We start from the raw sequence: 16997 nt of genomic DNA, 5'->3' as shown, positions 1-16997 counted from the left end.
CTGCCTCAAGGGGTTGTCCACCGAGTTATCCACAGGTTCTGTGGATTGTCCCGGGCGCTTGCTCTAGGACGGGCGTGCCAGCTGTTTCATCGATTGTCCGACAATCGGTGGATTGAGGTGGCATGGGCATTTTCCCTGGGAAAACGTCAAGAAAAAATCATGGAAAAAAATGTCGATCAGCCGAAGGTCGCCCGGGCCAGACCACGAAAAATGGAGTAGAGTGGCGCGCCTCTCGAGTCACCCTTGCTGTTGGTCATGAAGCTTCGCGGTAAACACCTCGCCAGTCCTGATGCCTCGCCATCGCTGCCTTCCCCCAAGCGCTTTTCCCTGAAAGTGGCCCTGTGGCTGCTCGACAGCCCACGCCTGGGCGACAAGCCCAGCGTCAAGCACCTGGCCGGGCGCATGCTCAAGCAGCCGGCGCGCCAGGGCGTGGTGGTGGCCCAGAGTCGCCTGGGGCAGATGCTCTGCCGCGATTGCGGCAATGCCCGCGACCGGCGCATCGGCCATGAATTGCTGCGCCAGGCGGCCCGTGCCGGTGATCGGCGAGCCCAGTTGGAATATGGCCGGTTGTGCCAGTCCCAGGAGCCGGAGCAGGCCCGCTACTGGTTGGAGCTGGCGGCGGGGCAGGGCTCGCAGGAGGCGCGGCGGTTGTTGCGCCAGTGGTTCGGTGGTTAGGGGTATCGATCCTCGCGTCCCCCTGTAGGAGCGGCCTTGTGCCGCGAAAGGGCCGCACAGCGGCCCCGGCGATCTTTGCGTCAACACCGAATCCCCGGGGCCGTTGCACGGCCCTTTCGCGGCACAAGGCCGCTCCTACAGGGGGCACTGACCAGGCAGCCCTGCCACCAGGCTGATAAGCTGCGCAGCATTCGTCAATGTTCGATCGGGGTAAGCATGACAGTGGATCTGACCAGCATTCTGCTGGGCTTGGTGGCGGGCGCCGTGCCCTGCCTGGGCTGGGTCATGCAGGTGCAGCGCGGCCAGGGCGCGCGCAAGGCCGAGCAGGCTTTGCTCGAGGAGCGCCTGAATGCCGCCCAGTTGACCCAGGCCGGCCTGCAGGCGCAGTTGGAGGCCAGCCGCGACGAGGTCAGCGACCTCAGCGAGGCCAACACCGTCAAGCAGACCCAACTGGCCGCCCAGGGCCGTGAACTGGAACTGCTGCAGATCGACCGCGACAACGCCCGTGACGCCGCCCATGCCTGGCACCTCGAGCGCGCCAACCGCGAGGCCGAGCTGCGTCGCCTCGAGGCCCAAACCGCACGCCTGGAGGCCGAGCTGCGTGAACAGCAGGAGAGCCACCAGCAACGCCTCGAGGACCTGCAGGAGGCCCGCGACACCCTGCGCGCGCAGTTCGCCGACCTGGCCACCAAGATCTTCGACGAGCGCGAACAACGCTTCGCCCAGACCAGCCAGCAGCACCTGGGGCAATTGCTCGATCCGCTCAAGGAGCGTATCCAGGCGTTCGAGAAGCGCGTCGAGGAAAGCTACCAGCAGGAGGCCCGCGAACGCTTCTCCCTGGGCAAGGAGCTCGAGCGCCTGCAGCAGCTCAACCTGCGCCTGTCCGACGAGGCCACCAACCTCACCCAGGCGCTCAAGGGCCAGAAGACCCAGGGCAACTGGGGCGAGCTGATCCTGGAGCGGGTGCTGGAGCACGCGGGCCTGGAGAAGGGCCGCGAGTACCAGACCCAGGTCAGCCTGCGCAGCGCCGACGGCGAGCGCTTCCAGCCCGATGTACTGATCATGCTGCCGGGCGACAAGCAGGTGGTGGTGGACGCCAAGGTCAGCCTGACGGCCTACCAGCAGTTCGTCGGCAACAACGACGAAGCCGCGCTCAAGCAGCATGTGCAGTCGTTGCGCAACCACGTCAAGGGCTTGTCGAGCAAGGACTACAACCGCCTCGAGGGCTTGCACAGCCTCGATTTCGTGCTGCTGTTCGTGCCCATCGAGGCGGCCTTCTCGGCGGCGCTGCAGGCCGAGCCCAACCTGTTCCAGGAGGCCTTCGACCGGCAGATCGTGATCGTCAGCCCGACCACCCTGCTCGCCACCCTGCGGGTGATCGACAGCCTGTGGAAGCAGGAACGCCAGGGGCAGAACGCCCGGGAGATCGCCGAACGCGCCGGCTGGCTGTACGACAAGTTCGTGCTGTTCATCCAGGACCTGGACGAGCTCGGCGCGCGCCTGGCCCAGGTGGACAAGGCCTACGCCGCGGCGCGCAATAAGTTGTGCGAGGGGCGCGGCAACCTGGTCAGCCGCAGCGAGCAGCTCAAGCTGCTCGGTGCCCGGGCCAGCAAGAGCCTGCCCGCCGAGCTGATCGAGCGCGCCCTGGCCGACGAAGCGCTTACTGAACCAGGCTCAGATGCCGATTGAGCAGGGCGCGCAGGGCCGCCGGCTTGACCGGCTTGGCCAGGTAGTCAAGGCCCGCGGCATGCACCAGGGCGATGGTCTCGTTGCGTCCGTCAGCGCTGATCACCACCCCGGGCACCGGCTCGCCCAGGCGCGTCCGTAGCCAGCCCATCAGCCCGGTGCCGGTCTCGCCGTCATCCAGGTGGTAGTCCACCAGCGCCAGGTGCGGGCGCAGGCCCTTGCCGAGCAGGGCCTCGCATTCGGCCTGGTTACGCGCCGTCCACACCTGGCAACCCCAACGGCTGAGCAGGCTGTTCATGCCGATCAGGATGCTGTCCTCGTTGTCCACGCACAGCACCTGCAGCCCGGCCAGCGGCTGCCCGGCCTGCTCCACGGGGGCGGGCGTCGCGGGCGCGGGGCTGTGGGCGATGGGCACGCTGACGCGGAACACGCTGCCCTTGCCCGGCCAGGAGCGCACCTCCAGCGAATGCCCGAGCACCCGGCACAGGCCGTCGGCGATCGCCAGGCCCAGGCCCAGGCCTTTCTCGGCGCGGGTCTGGTGGCTGTCCAGGCGCTTGAACTCCTGGAAGATCACCTGCAGCTTGTCGTCGGCGATGCCCGGGCCGCGGTCCCACACCTCCAGCCACAGGCGTTCGCCCTGGCGCCGTGCGCCCAGCAGCAGCGGGCTCTTGCCGTAGCGCAGGGCGTTGGTGAGGAAGTTCTGCAGCACCCGGCGCAGCAGCTTGATGTCGCTGTCCACCCGCAGGCGGCTGCCGCGCAGGCGGAACTCCAGGCCTTTTTCGGCGGCCAGCACCTTGAACTCGGCGCCGAGGGTATCGAACAGCTCGTTGAGGGCGAAGGGTTTGATGTCGGGGGTGACCTTGCCGTTCTCCAGGCGCGAGATGTCGAGCAGGTCGCTGATCAGCTCCTCGGCCGAGCGCAGCGAGCTGTCCATGTGCTGCACCAGCTGCCGGGCCTCGTCGTTCATGGCCTCGGCCTGTTGCGACAAGGCGGCGGAGAACAGCCGGGCGGCGTTGAGCGGTTGCATCAGGTCGTGGCTGACGGCGGCGAGGAAGCGGGTCTTGGACTGGCTGACCGCCTCGGCGCGGCTCTTGGCCTCGGTCAGCGCCTGGTTGAGCTGCGACAGTTCGTGGGTACGTTCGGCGACGCGTTGTTCCAGGCCTTCGTTGGAATCGCGCAGGGCTTGCTCGGCCTCGCGGAACGGGGTGATGTCGGTGAAGCTCATGACGAAGCCGCCGCCGGGCATCGGGTTGCCGATCAGCTCGATCACCCGGCCATTGGGGAACAGCCGTTCGGAGGAGTGGGCCCGGCCCTGGCGCATCCAGTGCAGGCGCCGCGCCACATGCACCTGGGCCTCGCCCGGGCCGCACAGGCCGCGCTCGGCGTTGTAGCGGATGATGTCGGCAATCGGCCGGCCGACGCTGATCAGCCCGTCGGGGTAGTTGAACAGCTCCAGGTAACGCCGGTTCCAGGCCACCAGGCGCAGGTTCTGGTCGACCACGCTGATGCCCTGGTTGATGTTCTCGATGGCGCCCTGCAGCAGCGCGCGGTTGAACTGCAGCACCTCGCTGGCTTCGTCGGCGATGCGCACCACGTCCTCGAGCTGCATGTCGCGGCCTTCGATGGCAGCCTTGACCACGGCGCGGGTCGAGGAGGTGCCGAGCACGCCGGCCAGCAGCCGCTCGGTGTGCTCGATCCAGTCGCCGTCGGCGTTCTGGTTGGGGTTGAAACCCTTGCCCTGGCGGTAGGCGAAGCGGATGAAGCTTTGCCGGGCGCGCTCCTCGCCGACGAAGCGCGCGGCAAGCTTGAGCAGGTCGTCGATCTGCACCGCCAGCAGGGGTTTGCTGGAAGGTCGGGCGCTGGTCTGCTGGCCAATGAAGCGCCCGGCCTGCCAGTGCTCGGAAACCCGTGTACGGGAGAGGATCGAGACCCAGGCGAACAGGGTGAAGTTGCCCGCCAGCGACAGCACCACGCCCTGGGTGAGCGGGGTGATCGGCAGGTTGAGCGGGTTGCCGTGCAACCAGGCCAGCCCCGGGAACAACTGCAGCGACCAGCCCAGGCTGTGGGCGGCGATCGGCAGCACCAGGGTGTAGAACCACAGGAAGATGCCGGCGGCCAGGCCGGCGAACACGCCGCGGCGGTTGGCCTGTTTCCAGTACAGCGCGCCGAGCATCGCCGGGGTCAGCTGGGTCACCGCGGCGAAGGCGATCTGGCCGATGGTCGCCAGGCTCGCGGTGGAGCCGAGCAGGCGGTAGCTGACGTAGGCCAGCAGCAGGATGACCACGATGGTCACCCGGCGCACCGAGAGCATCCAGTGGCGGAACACCTCGAAAGGCCGCTCGGCGTTGTTGCGTCGCAGCAGCCAGGGCAGCAGCATGTCGTTGGAGACCATGGTCGACAGCGCCACGGCCTCGACGATGACCATGCCTGTGGCCGCCGAGGCGCCGCCGATGAACGCCAGCAGGGCCAGGCTCGGGTGGGCCTCGGCCAGTGGCAGGCTGATCACGAACGAGTCGGAGATCACCGTGCCCGGCAGCAGCATCTGCCCGGCCAGGGCGATGGGCACCACGAACAGCGCGGCCAGGGCCAGGTACAGCGGGAACACCCAGCGCGCCAGGCGCATGTCCTGGGGCTCGATGTTCTCCACCACGGTGACGTGGAACTGCCGCGGCAGGCAGATGATCGCCATCATCGCCACGGCGGTCTGCACCACCATCGACGGCCAGTTGATGGTTTCTTCCCAATAATCGTTCAGGTGCACCGACTGCCGGGCCTGGGTGAACAGGTCGTCGAAGCCGTCATACAGGTTGAACACCACGAAGGCGCCCACGGCGAGGAAGGCCAGCAGCTTGACCAGCGACTCGAAGGCGATCGCCAGGACCATGCCGCGGTGGTGCTCGGTGACGTCCAGGCTGCGGGTGCCGAAGACGATGGCGAACAGCGCCAGCACCAGCGACACCACCAGCGCGGTGTCCTGCACCCGGCTGCCGGTGGCATCGGCGTTGGCGCCGATCAACAGGTTCACCCCCAGCACGATGCCCTTGAGCTGCAGGGCGATGTACGGCAGCACGCCGACCAGGCAGATCAGCGCCACCACCACCGCCAGGGTCTGCGACTTGCCGTAGCGGGCGGCGATGAAGTCGGCGATCGAGGTGATGTTCTGCTGCTTGCTGATCAGCACCATCTTCTGCAGCACCCAGGGCGCGAAGATCAGCAGCAGCACCGGACCCAGGTAGATGGGCAGGAACGCCCACAATTGTTCGGCGGCCTGGCCGACCGCGCCGAAGAAGGTCCAGCTGGTGCAGTACACCGCCAGCGACAGGCTGTAAACCCAGGCGCGCAGGCGCGGCGGCAACGGCGTGCTGCGGCGGTCGCCATAGAAGGCGATGGCGAACATGATGGCCATGTAGGCCAGGGCGACCACGGCGATCAGCCCGCTGGACAACGACATGCAAACTCCGGAGCAAAAAATGAAACGCGGTCACGATCAATCAGTCTGGCACGCAGGGCGCGGTTCGTCAGCGCCGACCATGGTCGCAGTGGCAGGACGTCGCAGGGACCATCGCGGGGCAAGTCGCATCGGCGCACCGCCGCTCCCACGAATGTCGAGCTGCCCTTGGGCGTGGGAGCGGCGGTGCGCCGATGCGACTTGCCCCGCGATGGCATCACTCAGCTCGGCGCGTCCCCAGCCAGTAGAACACACCGGCCAGTATCACCGACCCGATCAGCAGATAGAACACCGCCACCGGCACCAGGTGCCCGAGCGCGACGCCCACCAGCACCGGCCCCAGTGCCGCGCCCAGGTTGCCCAGGTTCTGTGCGCCGTAATAGATGCCACGCAGGTGCTCCGGGGCGATGAGGTCGATGAACATGTACTCGGCCGGAATCACGATGATCTCGCCCAGGGTGAACACCAGCATCGCCAGGCACCAGGCCAGCGCCGTGCCGGCCAGGGAAAAACCCAGCAGCCCGGCGACGAACAGGCCCATGCCGGCCATCAGCCAGGGCATCAGCCGGCGCCGGTCGATGCGCTTGCCGATCAGGTACTGCAAGGCGATTACCGTCACCGCGTTGGTGGTCACCAGGTAGCCGACCAGCCGCGCCGCCTCGGCGGGGTTGCGGGTCACCACCAGGTACTGCGACAGGTAGGCGGTGAACTGGCCGAACACCACCGCGCTGAGCACGCCGCCCAGGGTGAAGCATACCAGCCGCCGGTCGCGCAGCAGGCCCAGCGCCACCTGGCCGAAGCCGGCGCCGGGCTGCGGCCGGTCCTGGGGCTGCAGGTCGCGAACGCCCAGGCGCTGGTAAGCCAGGCACATGGCGAGGCCGATCAGCGCCGAGACCACAAAGGGCAGGTGGCCGTCCACCTCGATCAGGGCCACGCCGAGCATCGGCCCCACGGCATAGGCGATGTTGCTCAGGGTGTACTTGATGGCGAACACCTCGGCGCGCTGCTCCACCGGCAACAGGGCACAGAAGGCGGCCTTGGCGGCGATGTCGACCAGCGCCAGGGCCAGGTTGATCACCACCAGGCAGAGGAAGAACAGGGCGGCCGAGCGACTGGCGATGGCGCCGACGAAGGCCAGGGCGAACACCAGCAGGCTGGCGATCACCAGGGTATGGTTGCGCACGGTGTCGACCAGGTGCCCACCGTACAGGCTCAGCAGCGAGGCGACGATCAGCGCGCCGCCGATCACCAGGCCGATACGGCCGACCGAGAGCTGGAAATTGTCGGCCAGGTAGACCACCAGGTAGGGCAGGGTGATCGCCCGGGCCATGGTCAGGGTGAAGGTGGTGAGCAGGAGCAGGCGTACCGGGTTGGGGTAGCGCTTGAGGGCGGTGAGCATCGACAGGTCCTTGTCATTATTGTCATCAGGAAAACCGCGCCAAGCATATTCCAGAGCCTATGCCTTTAGCTATATCTGCAAAACAGATAACAGATAGAGAAATTACCCGTTATATAGATATTCTTCGAGGGCATAAGATAAATCCACCTTACACAAGGCCAGGAGACATCCCATGCCATGCACCCAGACCCGCGCCCCCTCGTGGCGCCCGTTGAGCCATCTGGCCCATCCCCGTGAAGTGATTCGCCAGTTCACCCCCAACTGGTTCGCCGCGACCATGGGCACCGGCGTACTGGCCCTGGCGTTGCACCAGGTGCAGGTGCCACTGCTGGACACCCTTGCCGAGGGCCTGTGGTGGCTGACCATTGGCCTGTTCACCCTGTTCTGCGTCTTGTATGGCGCCCGCTGGGTGATGTTCTTCGATGAGGCGCGGCGGATCTTCGCCCACTCCACCGTGTCGATGTTCTTTGGCACCATCCCCATGGGCCTGGCCACCATCCTCAACGGCGCCCTGGTGTTCGGCCTGGCGCGCTGGGGCGAGTCGGTGGTGCCGTGGGTGGAAATGCTCTGGTGGCTGGACGTGGGCCTGGCGCTGCTGTGCGGCGTGGCCATTCCCTACCTGATGTTCACCCGCCAGGAGCACAGCATCGACCAGATGACCGCGGTGTGGCTGCTGCCGGTGGTGGCGGCGGAAGTCGCCGCCGCCAGTGGCGGGTTGCTGGCGCCGCACCTGGTGGATGCGCACCGGCAGTTTCTGGTGGTGATCACCAGCTATGTGATGTGGGCGGTGTCGTTGCCGGTGGCGTTCAGCATCCTCACCATCCTCATGCTGCGCATGGCCCTGCATAAACTGCCGCCAGCGAACATGGCCGCCTCCAGCTGGCTGGCGCTGGGCCCGATCGGTACCGGCGCGCTGGGCATGCTGGTGCTCGGCGGCGATGCCCCTGCGGTGTTCGCCGCCAATGGCCTGGGCGGCCTCGGCGAGGTGGCCCGCGGGCTGGGGCTGGTGGCCGGCATCGTGCTCTGGGGCGCGGGGCTGTGGTGGTTGCTTACGGCGGTGCTGATCACCCTGCGCTACATGCGCCAGGGCATGCCGTTCAACCTCGGCTGGTGGGGGTTCACGTTCCCGCTGGGTGTGTATTGCCTGGCCACCCTGAAGCTGGCGGCCTGGCTTGAGCTGGGTTTCTTCAGTGTGTTTGGCCAGGCACTGGTGGTAGCGCTGGCGCTGCTCTGGCTGCTGGTGGCCAGCCGTACCCTGCGTGGGGCGTGGCGTGGCGAGCTGTTCGTCTCGCCTTGCATCGCCCGGCAGTAACGGCGGGGATTCAGAGATTGGGCGTGTAGTTGAAGCTGCCTGAGGCCTCTGCGTCGGTGAACGGGGCGATCGGTGCCTTGCGGTTCAGCATGTCATTGACCATCGAGCCCGGTAACATCTGGATGCTGTTGTTGAAGCGCTCCACCTCGCCGTTGAAGATGACGATCGCCGCACCGACGTTTTCCTGTTGTTCGGTGATTTCCCGCATGAAGTTGCCGAGCACCTCGGACGCCTTGAGGTCAGGATAAGCTTCGACGGCAACGCGCAGGCCATTGAGCAGCGAGCGAGTGGCGCTCTCGGCGGCGACCAACGAAGTGCCGTTGGCCGCGCTCGGCAGCTCGGCAATGGCGCTGCGCAGGCGCGTGATCTCGCTCATCAGGTTGTGTTCGTAGTCCTGATAGTGGCTGACATGCGGCTGCAAGCCGTCGAGTACCTTGCTCTTCTGCCGCTCGTAGGTCAGCACGTCGGCCCAGGCCCGTTGCGCACGGTTGTGGCCGCCGATGATCGCGTTGTAATAGCTGATCACGGCCAGCAGGCCCAGAACGGCGACGCTAATGCCGATGATGACGGGTAGATCCATTGTCAGTTTTCCCTCTGAATGGCGGTTGGGGTGGGTGATTCGAAATTGTCGTCATGCTGCTCGGCGAGCACGTGGATCGCTTCCAGCAAGGTAGTCAGCGCGGGCAAGTCGATGCCAGCTTCGATGGCCTTGTAAAAGGCCCCTGGGTTGTTCAAGTCACCCGGCATCTCGAAGTCGATGAGGTTGTCATCGTCGAAGCTGAGGCAGAGCCCGGCGCCGTCGGCGGCGAATTCCAGATTGGGGTTGCGCAGGCGCGCGGTCATGCTCAGCAGGTGCAGTACCGTGACGGGCTTGGCGAACCGGGCGCAGGCCATCGCACTTGTGCCGCTGAGGGTGAGTGTGCTGTTGAAGGCGCTTGAGGTGGTTTCGTAGGTGTGGTCGAGGTCGATCTTGGTCTGTTTGTCGCTGCGCACGGCGATACCTTGCACCCACGGGAAATCCACCACCAGGCTGTAGCGCCGATACTGGTCGTAGACGTTTCGGGACCGTGTCACGGTTTCACCCTTGCTGTTTGTCTCGGTATAGGTCTGTGTATGCCTGTCGACGTATTCCAGGTCGACATAGTGGTAAGTGAGGGTGTGCAGAGGGCCTTTGAACGTGCCTTTCAACGCGAGTTGTATCTGGCGACGGTGATTGCCTCGCGCGTAATCACGGAAGGATTGCTGCAACCGGACCAGCAACTGTTCGGGGGACGTGCCGATTTCCCCGAGGCCGTTGGCGAACCTGCTCGAGCGCAGTGCCAGTGCCCTGGACAGTTCGGGCAGCAGGTGGCGGCCGCGAGCGATGTAGGAAAGCGTGCCGGTGACGAAAAGGATGCTTGGCCCCGCGATGATCCAGGCGCAGGTCGACGGTGTTAAACCCCAGGCCTCGGCCAACCAGGTCAGGATTGCCCAGGGCCCCAGGTAGTTGGCCGCCAGGGCGACGATCGCCAGGACCGTGAAGGCTTGGATCGCTTGCCAGTCGGCTTTGTACTCGAACCGCAGCTTGCCCTTGTAGTCAACGAATTTGCCCACGATAGTCAGGAGATCGGCGGTATTTTTCGCCGATTTCGTGGCTTCGGTGGCGGTTTCGATCATCGCCGCCAACCGCTTGTCTTCATTCATGGTATTTCGATGTCCATTTCCTGGGGGGCGTCCTGCGGAGAGGCATTCGGTGCGCCTGGTCTCGTTCATGCGCCCTGGATGGGCGGCTGTTTTCGGTGCCTGGCAGTCTGCCATCGCCCTGGCTGTCTTTCCAGCGTGCCGGCAAGGTTGCCATGACCAGGCATTCCCGTGCAGATTTGTGGCTTATCACGCTGTACGTGCCTCCAATGACAAAGCCCAACCAGGTACAAGGACGATGAGTCACCCCTCGCAATTCACCCTGCTCGGCAAGCGGCGCTTCCTGCCGTTCTTCATTACCCAGTCGCTGGGCGCCTTCAACGACAACCTGTTCAAGCAGTCGCTGATCCTGGCGATCCTCTACAAGCTGAGCCTGGAGGGCGACCGCTCGATCTGGGTCAACCTCTGCGCCTTGCTGTTCATCCTGCCGTTCTTCCTGTTCTCGGCACTGGCCGGACAGTTCGGCGAAAAGTTCGCCAAGGACCGGTTGATCCGCGCGATCAAGCTGGCCGAGATCGTCATCATGGCCATCGGCGCGACCGGGTTTGTCACCCATCACCTGGAACTGATGCTGGTGGCGTTGTTCGCCATGGGCACCCACTCGGCGCTGTTCGGCCCGGTGAAGTACTCGATCCTGCCCCAGGCCCTGCGTGAGGAGGAGCTTGTAGGCGGCAACGGCCTGGTGGAGATGGGTACCTTCCTGGCGATCCTGGCCGGCACCATCGGCGCCGGGATGCTGATGTCCTCCAGCCAGTACGCGGTGCTGGCCGCCGCCGGGGTGGTGGGCACTGCGGTGCTGGGCTACCTGGCCAGCCGCTGGATCCCCCGCGCCGCCGCCGCCGCGCCGCAAATGAAACTGGACTGGAACATCTTCAAGCAGTCCTGGCTGACCCTGCGCCTTGGCCTTGGCCAGACCCCGGCGGTGTCGCGCTCGATCGTCGGCAACTCGTGGTTCTGGTTCGTCGGCGCCATCTACCTCACGCAGATTCCGGCCTATGCCAAGGACTGGCTGCACGGCGACGAAACCGTGGTGACCCTGGTGCTGACCCTGTTCTCGGTGGGTATCGCCATCGGTTCGCTGCTGTGCGAGCGCCTGAGCGGGCGCAAGGTGGAGATCGGTCTGGTGCCGTTCGGCTCGTTCGGCCTGACCCTGTTCGGTTTGCTGTGGTGGTGGCATTCGGGGGATGTGCCGGTCGGCGTCGTGCCCCATGACTGGCTGGCGTTGCTGGGCATGAGCCAGGCCTGGTGGATCATGCTGTCGATCGTCGGCCTGGGCATCTTCGGCGGCTTCTACATCGTGCCGCTGTACGCGCTGATCCAGGCGCGCACCCCGGAAGACCAACGAGCTCGGGTAATCGCTGCCAACAACATCCTCAACGCGCTGTTCATGGTGGTGTCGGCGATCATCACCATCGTCCTGTTGAGCCTGGCCAAGCTGAGCATCCCACAGCTGTTCCTGGTGGTGTCGCTGCTCAACATCGCGGTCAACGCCTACATCTTCCGTATCGTGCCCGAATTCACCATGCGCTTCCTGATCTGGCTGCTCAGCCACTCGATGTACCGGGTCGAGCATCGCGAGCTGCAGCGCATTCCCGACGAGGGCGCAGCGCTGCTGGTGTGCAACCATGTGTCGTTCGTCGATGCGCTGCTGATCGGTGGGGCGATCCGCCGGCCGATCCGTTTCGTCATGTACTACAAGATCTACAACCTGCCGGTGCTCAATTTCGTGTTCCGCACCGCCGGCGCCATTCCCATCGCTGGGCGCGGCGAGGACGAGGCCACCTACGAGCGCGCCTTCGCCCGTATCGCCCGGTACCTGGCCGACGGCGAGCTGGTATGCATCTTCCCCGAAGGCAAACTGAGTTCGGACGGTGAGATCGATGTGTTCAAGGGCGGGGTGAACCGCATCCTGCAGGAGACGCCGGTGCCGGTGATTCCGCTGGCGTTGCAGGGGCTGTGGGGCAGTTTCTTCAGTCGTGACCCGAACAAGGGCTTCTTCAAGCGCCTGTGGTCGCGGGTGACCCTGGTGGCCGGCGCCGCCATCCCGGTGGAGGCGGCGCAGCCCGAGGCGCTGCGCGAGCAGGTGAGCCTGCTGCGCGGCGACGTTCGCTAAGGGAAACGCAGGGAGGTCAGCTGGCGCTGACCTTCAGGCCGACCAGGCCGGTGATGATCAGGGCGACACTGGCCAGGCGGATCAGCGCCATGGATTCGCCGAACAGGATGATCCCGGCGATCACCGTGCCGACCGCGCCGACGCCGGTCCAGATGGCATAGGCGGTGCCCAGCGGCAGCTCCTTCATGGCCAGGCCCAGCAGGCCAAGGCTGATGACCATGGCGCCGACGGTGAGGATGGTGGGCATGGGGCGGGTGAAGCCGTCGGTGTACTTGAGGCCGACAGCCCAGCCGACTTCGAACAGGCCGGCGAAGAACAGGATGATCCAGGACATGGTGAGTCTCCATCGATTCAATGATGGGGCCGTCCCCGGTATGTTCACGCACAGCGTCGTGAGGCCGTCCTCACAGTGCGCACTATACTGCACATTTGTGGCAGGAGAGGCAAGCGTGGCGGATCAATGGTGCCTGTGCCGGCCTCTTCGCGGGTAAACCCGCTCCCACAGGATCACCACAGGCTTGATGCTACGCAATACCTGTGGGAGCGGGTTTACCCGCGAAAGGCCCGTTCAGGACCAGCTCAGAATCGGCCAGCCATTGGTCTGCGCATGCTCGCGCAGCACCGAGTCCGGATTCACCACGTGCGGGTGATCGACCTTCAGCAGCAGCGGCAGGTCGTTGCGCGAATCGGAGTAGAAACTCGCCCCCTCCAGGTTCTCCTGTTCCTGGTCCAGCCACTCCAGCAGGCGGGTGATCTTGCCCTCGCGGTAGGTGAGCACGCCGTGGGTCTTGCCGGTATAGACACCGTTGACCGCCTCCAGCTCGATGGCCAGGTATTCGTCCACCCCCAGCCTTGCCGCGATCGGCCCGACCAGGTGGGTGCCGCTGGCCGAGATGATCAGGATCCGGTCACCGCGCTTGCGGTGTTCGGCGATGCAGCGGCAGGCGTCGCCGTAGATGATCGGCTCGATCACGTCCTCCACCCAGGGCTCGACCAGGTGCTCGACCTCTTCCAGGGTACGCCCGGCGATGGGCTCCAGGCTGAAGGCCATGTAGTCCTCCATGGCCAGGTGGCCCTTGCCGTAGGCTTCCATCAGCTCATGATCGCGCTTGAGGAAAGCCTTGCCGTCGACCCAACCCAGCCGGGCCATCTGCTCGCTCCACAGCGACGCGCAGTCGCCGTGGATCAGGGTTTCGTCAAGATCGAAGATTGCCAGTGCCATGCGTTGTATCTCCTTAGGCCACTTCCCGTAGCGCCGTGGGGTCGATCGACAAGGATACCCGCTGCCCGTCCGCGTGCAGGTCGGCCGCGCAGCGGTTGAGCACGTCCACCACCAGCTCGACGTCGCGCACCCGTACCCGGTAGCGGATGACGTTGCCCAGCAGGCTGTGGCTGCGGATCTCGCCGTCCAGTTCGCCGTTCAGGCCCAGGGTGATGGACTCCGGGCGGATCGCCAGGCGAGCGTTGACCGGGCGTTGCAGCAGGCGGCTGGCGCTGTCGGCGTCGAGCAGATTGTAATTGCCGATGAAGCCTGCGGCGAACAGGTCCACGGGCGCGGTGTAGAGGGTCTCGGCATCGCCGCTCTGGACGATGCGGCCCTGGTTCATCAGGACGATGCGGTCCGACATGGTCAGCGCCTCTTCCTGGTCGTGGGTGACGAAGATGGTGGTCAGCCCCAGCTCGCGCTGGATGGCGCGAATCTGTTCGCGCAGGTGCTTGCGGATGCGCGCATCCAGCGCCGACAGCGGTTCGTCGAGCAGCAGCAGGCGCGGGCGGGTGACCAGCGAGCGGGCCAGGGCCACACGCTGGCACTGGCCGCCGGACAGCTGGTGCGGGTAGCGCCCGGCGAAGCTGCCGAGTTCGACCAGATCGAGTACTTCGCGCACCCGCGCCTGGCTTTCGTCGGCCTTGACCTTCTGCATGCGCAGGCCGAAGGCGACGTTCTGTTCCACGGTCATGTTGGGGAACAGCGCGTAGCTCTGGAACACCATGCCGATGCCGCGCTTCTGCGGGCTCACTGGCACGATGTCCTGGCCGTCGAGGAGGATTCGCCCGCTGTCCACCGGGGTCAGGCCGGCGATGCAGCGCAGCAGCGTGGACTTGCCGCAGCCCGACGGGCCGAGCAGGGTGACGAACTCGCCGCGCTCGATCTGGCAGTCGATGTTCTCGAACACCGGGCTGCCGGCGTAGCTCTTTTGCAGTTTCTGTACGCTGACGAAGCTCATGTCAGGTCTTGTCCTTGTTCAGGCGGTTGGCGACCCAGGTCAGTACCAGCACGAAGGCGAAGTAGGAGATCACCAAGGCGCTGTTGAAGTGGCCGCTGCTGTTGCGCATGTTGTTCAGGTACACCTGCAGGGTTTCGTAGCGGGTGCCCACCAGCAGGTTGGCGAATACGAACTCGCCGAACAGGAACGAGAACGACAGCAGCAGCGCCACCATCAGGCCCTTGCGCAGGTTGGGCAGCACCACCAGGAAGGCGGCCTGCCAGGTGCTGGCGCCCAGCAGCTGGGCGGCATCCATCAGGTCGCGCAGGTTGATGGCCTGCAGGTTGTTGGTGATGGCCCGGTACATGAACGGCAGGGCGATGGTGAAGTAGCAGCCGATCAGGATCCACGGCGTGCCGACCATGGCCATCGGCCCGCTGCCGTACAGCTGCAGCAAGCCCACCGACGACACCACCGGCGGCACGGCGAACGGCAGCAGGATGAGGATGTTCATCAGCGCGTCGAGCTTGGGGAAGTGGTAGTGGACCACGAACAGCAACGGCAGGATCAGCAGCACCGACAGCAGCAGCGCGCCGACGCACACCAGCAGCGACTGGCCGAAGGCGGCGAGAAAGCGCGGCTCGCTCCACAGCGCGACGTACCACTTGAAGGTCAGCCCGCTGGGCAGCAGGGTCGCTGACCAGCTGGTGGCCAGCGAGTAGAGCAGGGTGCCGGCCAGCGGCAGCAGCAGGATCAGGAACAGCAGGTACACCACCGCGCGGTGGTAGAGCCCGCCGGCGTTGTTTTCAGCGCGCATGGTAGCTCCTCTTGAGCAGCCATTGATGGACCACCGTGACCACGGTCATCAGGCCCACCAGCACCATCGCCAGGGCGCTGGCCAGGTTCGGGTCGAGGCTGATGTCGCCGGCCACAAGGCCTGCGATGCGGATCGGCAGCACGTTGAAGTTGCCGGTGGTCAGGGCGTAGACGGTGGCGTAGGCGCCCAGGGCGTTGGCCAGCAGGATGACGAAGGTGCCGAGCAGTGCCGGGGTGAGCACCGGCAGGCCGATATGCCGCCAGAACTGCCAGTGGCTGGCGCCGAGCAAGGCCGCCGATTCGCGCCAGTCCTCGCGCAGGGCGTCGAAGGCCGGGTAGAGCAGCAGCACGCCCAGGGGGATCTGGAAGTAGGTGTACACCAGGATCAGGCCGGTCTTGGAGTAGATGCTGAAGTCACCGAGCAGGCCCATCTGCTTGAGCAGTAGCGTCAGTGCGCCATTGAAACCGAGCAGGATGATGAAGGCGAACGCCAGGGGCACGCCGGCGAAATTGCTGGTCATGTTGGCGAAGGCGCTGACGAAGTCGCGCAGTTTCGAGTCGACCCGGCGCAGCGAATAGGCGCCCAGGGTGGCGATGACGATGCCGAACAGGCTCGACCAGAAGCTGATCTCCAGGCTGCGTTGCAGCGCCTGCAGGTAGAACTTCGAGGCGAAGATCTTGCTGAAGTTGGCCAGGCCCCAGCCGCTTTCACTCTGCAGGCTGTTGAGGGCGACCCAGGCCAGTGGCGCGACCTGGAAGATGATGAAGAACACGGCGAACGGCAGCAGGCAGAGCAGGGCCAGGTAGCGGCCGCGATGGCTTGCATTCACTTGAGCAGCTCCCGGCAGACCGGTTTGTCGTGGGCGGCGCCGAGCAGCTCGCAGATCGTGCCGCACAGCTCGGTCTGCAACGGCTTGGCCGCGGGATCGAGGCTGAACGCCTCGCCGAACACGAACAGCGGCACTTCGCGTTCCTCGGCCAGCAAGCCGTTGTGCGAGCGGTCGTTGTTCATGCCGTGGTCGGCGGTGACCAGCACCTGGTAGCCCTCCTCGAGCCAGCGCGGCAGGTAGTCGGCCAGCAGGATGTCGGCGCTGCGCGCGGCGTTGCGGTACTGGCTGCTGTCCAGGCCGTGGCGGTGGCCGGCGTCGTCGATGTTCATCGGGTGCACCAGCAGGAAGTTCGGCGCATGGCGGCGGCGCAGGTACTCGGCGTCGGCCAGCAGGTGCGAGTCGGGGTAGTGGTCGGCGTAGTAGAACAGGCCATGCTGGATCGGCAGCTTCGGCGCGTGGGTGTGGCGGTCGCGCAGCGGGTCGAAGGGTGAGCGGTTGTACAGCTCGCTCATCCAGTGATAGGCCGCCGCCGCGGTGCCCAGGCCGGCCTCGCGGGCGTAGTGGAAGACGCTGCGCTGGTTGGACAGGCGGTTGACGTTGTTGTGCACGATGCCGCTGTCGATCGGCGGCACGCCGGTGAGGATGCACTCGTACAGCGGTCGCGACAGCGACGGCAGCTCGCATTCCACCCGGTACAGCGCGGCGCGGTCGGCCTCGACGTAGGCGTGCAGGTGGCCCATGGCATGGTGCGCGACCTGGTGGTTGAGGCCGTCGAGCAGGACCAGGATGACGTTGTGTTGCATGTTGGCTCCAGGGAAACGGGGCTTCGTGGGG

14 protein-coding genes are annotated in these 16997 nt (G+C 65.7%); 4 read left to right on the top strand and 10 right to left on the bottom strand.

Annotated features, from left to right (window positions below; genetic code table 11):
- Positions 1-255: 255 nt before the first annotated feature.
- On the top strand, positions 256-675 hold the full coding sequence (locus NMG10_RS17025) for a tetratricopeptide repeat protein (protein ID WP_203647670.1): 420 nt from the start codon (positions 256-258) through the stop codon (positions 673-675).
- A 330-nt stretch (positions 676-1005) separates the two neighbouring features.
- A complete protein-coding gene (rmuC, locus tag NMG10_RS17020; RefSeq protein WP_232856738.1) occupies positions 1006-2364 on the top strand; it encodes a DNA recombination protein RmuC in 1359 nt (452 codons plus the stop codon).
- Here rmuC and NMG10_RS17015 read toward each other — a convergent pair.
- Together NMG10_RS17015 and NMG10_RS17010 are read right to left on the bottom strand one after the other, a co-directional pair.
- The gene (locus tag NMG10_RS17015) at positions 2336-5812 is read right to left on the bottom strand and encodes a PAS domain-containing hybrid sensor histidine kinase/response regulator (RefSeq protein WP_203647669.1); all 3477 of its coding nucleotides are present in this window, start codon (positions 5810-5812) and stop codon (positions 2336-2338) included. The genes rmuC and NMG10_RS17015 overlap by 29 nt on opposite strands.
- A 214-nt stretch (positions 5813-6026) precedes the next feature.
- Complete coding sequence (locus NMG10_RS17010) at positions 6027-7208, bottom strand: MFS transporter (RefSeq protein WP_203647668.1); 1182 nt, start codon at positions 7206-7208, stop codon at positions 6027-6029.
- Positions 7209-7380: 172 nt separating this feature from the next.
- On the opposite strand from NMG10_RS17010, the gene NMG10_RS17005 reads away from it, so the two are divergent.
- Positions 7381-8520 (top strand): TDT family transporter, encoded by a 1140-nt coding sequence (locus NMG10_RS17005; RefSeq protein ID WP_254464763.1) that lies wholly within the window; start codon positions 7381-7383, stop codon positions 8518-8520.
- Positions 8521-8530: 10 nt separating this feature from the next.
- Here NMG10_RS17005 and NMG10_RS17000 read toward each other — a convergent pair whose 3' ends face one another.
- Both NMG10_RS17000 and NMG10_RS16995 read right to left on the bottom strand, forming a co-directional pair.
- Positions 8531-9100: a LemA family protein gene (locus NMG10_RS17000; protein WP_203647666.1), complete on the bottom strand. Its 570-nt coding sequence runs from the start codon at positions 9098-9100 to the stop codon at positions 8531-8533.
- Positions 9101-9102: 2 nt separating this feature from the next.
- The gene (locus NMG10_RS16995; protein WP_254464762.1) at positions 9103-10203 is read right to left on the bottom strand and encodes a hypothetical protein; all 1101 of its coding nucleotides are present in this window, start codon (positions 10201-10203) and stop codon (positions 9103-9105) included.
- A gap of 235 nt (positions 10204-10438) precedes the next feature.
- Between NMG10_RS16995 and NMG10_RS16990 the strand changes: the two genes are divergently transcribed.
- Positions 10439-12313, top strand: coding sequence for an MFS transporter (locus tag NMG10_RS16990; protein ID WP_254464761.1), 1875 nt, complete (start codon positions 10439-10441; stop codon positions 12311-12313).
- A gap of 16 nt (positions 12314-12329) precedes the next feature.
- Here NMG10_RS16990 and sugE read toward each other — a convergent pair whose 3' ends face one another.
- The 6 genes from sugE to NMG10_RS16960 form a co-directional block, all read right to left on the bottom strand.
- Positions 12330-12647, bottom strand: coding sequence for a quaternary ammonium compound efflux SMR transporter SugE (gene sugE, locus NMG10_RS16985; protein ID WP_050704569.1), 318 nt, complete (start codon positions 12645-12647; stop codon positions 12330-12332).
- A gap of 234 nt (positions 12648-12881) precedes the next feature.
- Complete coding sequence (locus NMG10_RS16980) at positions 12882-13535, bottom strand: HAD family phosphatase (protein ID WP_254464760.1); 654 nt, start codon at positions 13533-13535, stop codon at positions 12882-12884.
- A 13-nt stretch (positions 13536-13548) separates the two neighbouring features.
- Positions 13549-14538 (bottom strand): ABC transporter ATP-binding protein, encoded by a 990-nt coding sequence (locus tag NMG10_RS16975; protein ID WP_254464759.1) that lies wholly within the window; start codon positions 14536-14538, stop codon positions 13549-13551.
- Between the two features lies 1 nt (position 14539).
- Positions 14540-15334 (bottom strand): ABC transporter permease, encoded by a 795-nt coding sequence (locus NMG10_RS16970; RefSeq protein WP_186733775.1) that lies wholly within the window; start codon positions 15332-15334, stop codon positions 14540-14542.
- Positions 15324-16163: an ABC transporter permease subunit gene (locus NMG10_RS16965; protein WP_011532723.1), complete on the bottom strand. Its 840-nt coding sequence runs from the start codon at positions 16161-16163 to the stop codon at positions 15324-15326. The genes NMG10_RS16970 and NMG10_RS16965 overlap by 11 nt, the downstream gene beginning before the upstream one ends.
- Positions 16160-16966: an alkaline phosphatase family protein gene (locus NMG10_RS16960; RefSeq protein WP_203647659.1), complete on the bottom strand. Its 807-nt coding sequence runs from the start codon at positions 16964-16966 to the stop codon at positions 16160-16162. The genes NMG10_RS16965 and NMG10_RS16960 overlap by 4 nt, the downstream gene beginning before the upstream one ends.
- Positions 16967-16997 lie beyond the last annotated feature (31 nt).

Source organism: Pseudomonas sp. DVZ6, assembly GCF_024259445.1.
Taxonomy (GTDB): domain Bacteria; phylum Pseudomonadota; class Gammaproteobacteria; order Pseudomonadales; family Pseudomonadaceae; genus Aquipseudomonas; species Aquipseudomonas peradeniyensis.
This window is presented reverse-complemented; position numbering and strand designations above follow the sequence as displayed.

Coding starts and splice junctions, on each gene's coding strand:
- NMG10_RS16975 (WP_254464759.1), bottom strand. CDS start 14,538: ATGAGCTTCGTCAGCGTACAGAAACTGCAAAAGAGCTACGCCGGCAGC.
- NMG10_RS16990 (WP_254464761.1), top strand. CDS start 10,439: ATGAGTCACCCCTCGCAATTCACCCTGCTCGGCAAGCGGCGCTTCCTG.
- NMG10_RS17010 (WP_203647668.1), bottom strand. CDS start 7,208: ATGCTCACCGCCCTCAAGCGCTACCCCAACCCGGTACGCCTGCTCCTG.
- NMG10_RS16970 (WP_186733775.1), bottom strand. CDS start 15,334: ATGCGCGCTGAAAACAACGCCGGCGGGCTCTACCACCGCGCGGTGGTG.
- NMG10_RS16980 (WP_254464760.1), bottom strand. CDS start 13,535: ATGGCACTGGCAATCTTCGATCTTGACGAAACCCTGATCCACGGCGAC.
- sugE (WP_050704569.1), bottom strand. CDS start 12,647: ATGTCCTGGATCATCCTGTTCTTCGCCGGCCTGTTCGAAGTCGGCTGG.
- NMG10_RS17005 (WP_254464763.1), top strand. CDS start 7,381: ATGCCATGCACCCAGACCCGCGCCCCCTCGTGGCGCCCGTTGAGCCAT.
- NMG10_RS17000 (WP_203647666.1), bottom strand. CDS start 9,100: ATGGATCTACCCGTCATCATCGGCATTAGCGTCGCCGTTCTGGGCCTG.
- NMG10_RS16960 (WP_203647659.1), bottom strand. CDS start 16,966: ATGCAACACAACGTCATCCTGGTCCTGCTCGACGGCCTCAACCACCAG.
- NMG10_RS17025 (WP_203647670.1), top strand. CDS start 256: ATGAAGCTTCGCGGTAAACACCTCGCCAGTCCTGATGCCTCGCCATCG.
- NMG10_RS17015 (WP_203647669.1), bottom strand. CDS start 5,812: ATGTCGTTGTCCAGCGGGCTGATCGCCGTGGTCGCCCTGGCCTACATG.
- NMG10_RS16995 (WP_254464762.1), bottom strand. CDS start 10,203: ATGAATGAAGACAAGCGGTTGGCGGCGATGATCGAAACCGCCACCGAA.